The organism is Chryseobacterium sp. VD8, from assembly GCF_037149975.1.
In the GTDB taxonomy this organism is placed as follows: Bacteria; Bacteroidota; Bacteroidia; order Flavobacteriales; family Weeksellaceae; genus Chryseobacterium; species Chryseobacterium indicum.
Genome location: NZ_JBBCQL010000304.1, coordinates 1 through 4,416, shown reverse-complemented (window position 1 = coordinate 4,416; position 4,416 = coordinate 1). Strand labels below are relative to the sequence as shown.

The 4,416-nt window shown below is 35.7% G+C and carries 4 protein-coding genes; all 4 read left to right on the top strand.

Features of this window, described 5'->3' with window-relative positions:
• Positions 1-196 precede the first annotated feature (196 nt).
• Positions 197-1,336 carry an aspartate aminotransferase family protein gene (locus WFK35_RS20975; RefSeq protein WP_336734454.1) on the top strand — a complete coding sequence of 380 codons (1,140 nt, stop codon included), beginning with the start codon at positions 197-199 and terminating at the stop codon, positions 1,334-1,336.
• Positions 1,337-1,642: 306 nt separating this feature from the next.
• Positions 1,643-2,641 (top strand): acetylornithine carbamoyltransferase, encoded by a 999-nt coding sequence (locus WFK35_RS20970; RefSeq protein WP_336734452.1) that lies wholly within the window; start codon positions 1,643-1,645, stop codon positions 2,639-2,641.
• Between the two features lie 52 nt (positions 2,642-2,693).
• Complete coding sequence (gene argB / locus WFK35_RS20965) at positions 2,694-3,488, top strand: acetylglutamate kinase (RefSeq protein ID WP_268053808.1); 795 nt, start codon at positions 2,694-2,696, stop codon at positions 3,486-3,488.
• Positions 3,463-4,416 (top strand): M20 family metallo-hydrolase (locus WFK35_RS20960; protein WP_336734449.1); only part of this gene is annotated, 954 nt, incomplete at its 3' end. The genes argB and WFK35_RS20960, both read left to right, overlap by 26 nt.

Here is a 4,416-nt window from a genome sequence, read left to right as displayed (position 1 = left end):
AAGTTTTAGAATTTTTAGAGAACAAAAATATTTTTTAGAGGAAGTTTCCAGTCTTGAGCTTTTGTTTCTTTTGTTTGACTACATCGAAATAGTATTCATCGACTGAAAGGAGATAATCTTCGATTTCAAGGCAAAAGAAAAAGATAAAAAAAAGATGAATCATTCATCAAACATCAATTATCATTTATAAATAGACATGAATTTATTCAACGTATATCCATTATTCAACATCAATCCCGTAAAAGCTCAGGGATCATTTCTTTGGGATGATAAAGGAGAAAAATATCTTGATTTTTACGGAGGTCATGCGGTGATTTCCATCGGTCACAATCATCCCCATTATCAAAATCAATTAAAAAGTCAGTTAGACAAAATATCTTTCTATTCAAACTCGGTTCAGAATGAATTGCAGGCTGAAGTGGCTGAAAAATTGGGAAAACTTTCAGGTTTGGAAGAGTACAATTTGTTTTTATGTAATTCAGGAGCTGAAGCAAACGAAAATGCTTTAAAACTGGCTTCTTTCCACAATGGAAAAAGTAAGGTGCTGTATTTTTCAGGTTCCTTTCATGGAAGAACTTCGGCAGCCGTTTCGGTTACGGACAATCCTAAAATTGTAGCTCCGGTGAATTATGATGAAAGATTCATTAAATCTGAATGGAACAATATCGAACAGCTCGAAGAAGTTTTTGAAAAGCAGGGAAACGAAATTTCATCCGTCATCATTGAAGGAATTCAGGGAGTGGGCGGAATTATGATTCCAACAGTTGAATTTTTAACTAAAATCAAAGAATTATCCGAAAAATATGATGTTGTCTTGATTTTGGATGAAGTTCAGTCTGGATACGGAAGAAGTGGCTATTTCTTTGCCCATCAGGAATTTGGGATTGAAGCAGATATCATCACTACCGCAAAAGGAATGGGAAATGGTTTCCCAATTGGCGGTGTTTTAATTCATCCGAAGTTTCAGGCAAGCAACGGTTTATTAGGAACGACTTTTGGCGGAAATCATTTGGCTTGTGTTGCGGCAATTGCTGTTTTAGATGTCATGAAAGATGAAAATCTTGTCGAAAATGCTCAGAAGATGGGCGAATATATTGAAAATGAAATTAAGGATTTTCCACATATCAAAACCATCCGAAGGAAAGGCTTGATGATTGGGATTGAACTCGACAGAGACTGCTCGGAAGTGAGGAACAGCCTGTTGTACCATCATCATATCTTCACAGGAAACTCTAATGATAAAGCGGTCTTAAGGATTCTTCCGGCGCTTAATATTAAGAAAGAAGAAACGGATCTATTCATTAGTGCTTTGAAAGAAGTATTGGAGAATATTTAACTTGTGAAAATTATGTGGTCTGTCATTCAGAACATAAACTGAAGGTTTACGAACGAAGTTCAGAAGTGTAGTGAAGAATCTCTTTTATAATGTTATTAGATTCTTCCTTCGTCAGAATGACAAACACAATTATCATTAGCTGAGTAGAACGCCCTTGCGAACGAAAATGTTTTCAAGTTAAATAAAAAAAACTTTGCGACCATAGCGTTAAAAACTCAATCAAGTAGGTAAGATAAAAAATCTTTAAAATCAATTCAAAATGAAATGGATATTCCATTTGTCCATTGAAAAAATAAAAATTACCAAATGAAAAAATTCATCTCTGTAAGCGATGTTGAAAACTTACAGCAAATCATAAAAAAAGCATTACAAATTAAAGAAAATCCTCTTTCAGAACCCGAAAAAGGAAAAGGAAAAACAATAGGACTTGTCTTTTTAAATTCAAGTTTGAGAACCCGTTTAAGCAGTCAGATTGCAGCACAGAATTTAGGATTAAATGTTTTAACCTTAAATGCTGCTCAGGAAGCATGGAATTTAGAATTTACAGACGGAGCATTGATGAACGGTGATACAGTAGAACATATCAAAGATGCAATTGAAGTATTGAATCAATATTGCGATATTATCGCCGTTCGTTGTTTTGCAGGAATGAAAAGCAAGGAAGATGATGTGAATGAAAGCATTTTAAGCCAGTTTGAGCAACATGCAAAAGTTCCGGTTATTTCTCTGGAATCCGCGACACGTCATCCTTTGCAAAGTCTTGCAGATTGCATCACCATTACCGAAAATTGGTACTTCGATGGTTCGTCAAGCTCACCACAAGCTAAGCTCAGTATAAACCGTAAACCAAAAGTGGTATTAACTTGGGCTCCTCACATCAAACCGATTGCTCATGCGGTGGGAAATTCCTTTGCAGAATGGATGCAGGAAATGGATGTAGATTTTGTCATTACCAATCCGGAAGGGTATGATTTAGATAAAAACTTTACAAAAGATGTAAAGATTATTCATGATCAGGAAGAAGCATTAAAAGATGCCGATTTTATCTATGTTAAAAACTGGTCGTCTTTTGATGATTATGCTAAAATGCCCGAAGTAAAAGACAATTGGATGCTGACGAACGAAAAACTGAAAAATACCAATCATGCGAAAGTAATGCATTGCCTTCCGGTTCGCCGAAATGTGGAACTGAGTGATGAGGTAATGGATGGTGAAAATTCAATCATTTATCAGCAGGCAAAAAACCGGATTTTCTCGGCTCAGGCGGTTTTTTCTGAAATTTTAGATGAATTGAATTCTCAATAAATCAAACCTCATAGGTTTTTAAAACCTATGAGGTTTCCAAAAAAGATTTGTAATGAAAGAAAAGTTATACATCATAAAAATTGGCGGAGCATTAATTGATGACGAGGAGTTGTTAGAACAATTTTTAGAGCAATTTGCAGAAATTCAGGAAAAGAAAATTCTGGTGCATGGAGGAGGAAAACTGGCAACGACTTTAGCCGATAAACTCGGAATTGAACAGAAGCTCGTAAACGGAAGAAGAATAACCGATAAAGATACGTTGGATATTGTCGCAATGGTTTATGCGGGAGGAATCAATAAAAATATCGTGGCAAAACTTCAGCAGAAGAAATGTAAAGCCATTGGTTTTTCTGGAGCGGATGCGAATTTAATTAAAGCAAAAAAAAGAGAACACGCTGAAATAGATTTCGGATTTGTGGGAGATATCACCGAAAAAAGCGTGAACAGAAAATTAATTTCAAAATTGCTGAAACTGGAACTGGTTCCTGTATTTTCGGCAATTACCCATGATAAAAAAGGGCATCTTTTCAATACCAATGCAGATACGATCGCTTCGGTAATTGCACAGGCTTTATCCATAAAATATGATGTTGAATTGTTATACTGTTTTGATAAAGAAGGTGTTTTAGAAGATGTAAACAATCCGGAATCGGTTATTAAAAATATCTCCGAAGAAGAATTTTCAATCTTAAAAGAAGATGGAAAACTTCACAAAGGAATTCTTCCTAAACTGGAAAATGCTTTAGGAGCAGTGAAAAATAATGTCAATAAAGTATTTCTCATTAAAGAAACTCAACTGAAAAACCATATAGAAAACCATCATGCAGGAACTGAAATCTGTTTATAGCAAAGAAGAATTGCGGGATAACGCCGTTGAATTATTAAAAAGGCTGATTGAGATTCCGTCATTCAGCAAGAATGAATTTAATATTTCGGTGGAAATTGAAAATTTTTTCAAAAAACATCAGATTCCGACAAAACGCTTTAAAAATAACATTTGGGCGGTAAACAAAAATTTTGATGTTTTCAAGCCATCTATTTTGCTGAATACCCATCACGATACCGTAAAACCAAACAAAGCATATACTTTGGATCCGTTTGTTCCGATTGAAAAAGACGGAAAATTATTCGGATTGGGAAGTAACGATGCGGGAGCTTCATTGGTTTCGATGGCGCAGGTTTTTTTACATTTTTATGAAAAAGAAAATTTACAATATAACTTAATTATAGCCTTGACGGCAGAGGAGGAGATTTCAGGTTTTGACGGTATTGAAGCGCTTTTCCCCCAATTACCCAATATCGAACTCGCCATTGTAGGAGAACCCACGCAGATGAATCTGGCGATTGCAGAAAAAGGGCTTTTGGTAATTGATGGTGAAATGAAAGGCACTCCTTCTCACGCCGCTCATCCGAACAATGATAATTCGATTGTGAAATGCATGGAAGATTTGCAGAATATTTTAAATTTCAGATTTCCGAAGGTTTCAGATTATTTGGGTGAAGTTAAAATTACTTTGTCAGGAATCCACGCCGGAGTTCAGCATAATGTCGTTCCGGAATCCTGTACTTTCACTTTAGATGTAAGAGTTACGGATGAATATTCCAATAAAGAAGCATTTGAAATCATACAATCTCAGATGAAATCCACTTTAACCGCAAGATCTTTCAGGCTGAATTCTTCTAAAATTGAAATGGATCATCCTTTTGTACAGGCAGGATTAGCAGTGGGAAGGACAACGTACGGTTCCCCAACATCATCGGATCAGGCGATCATT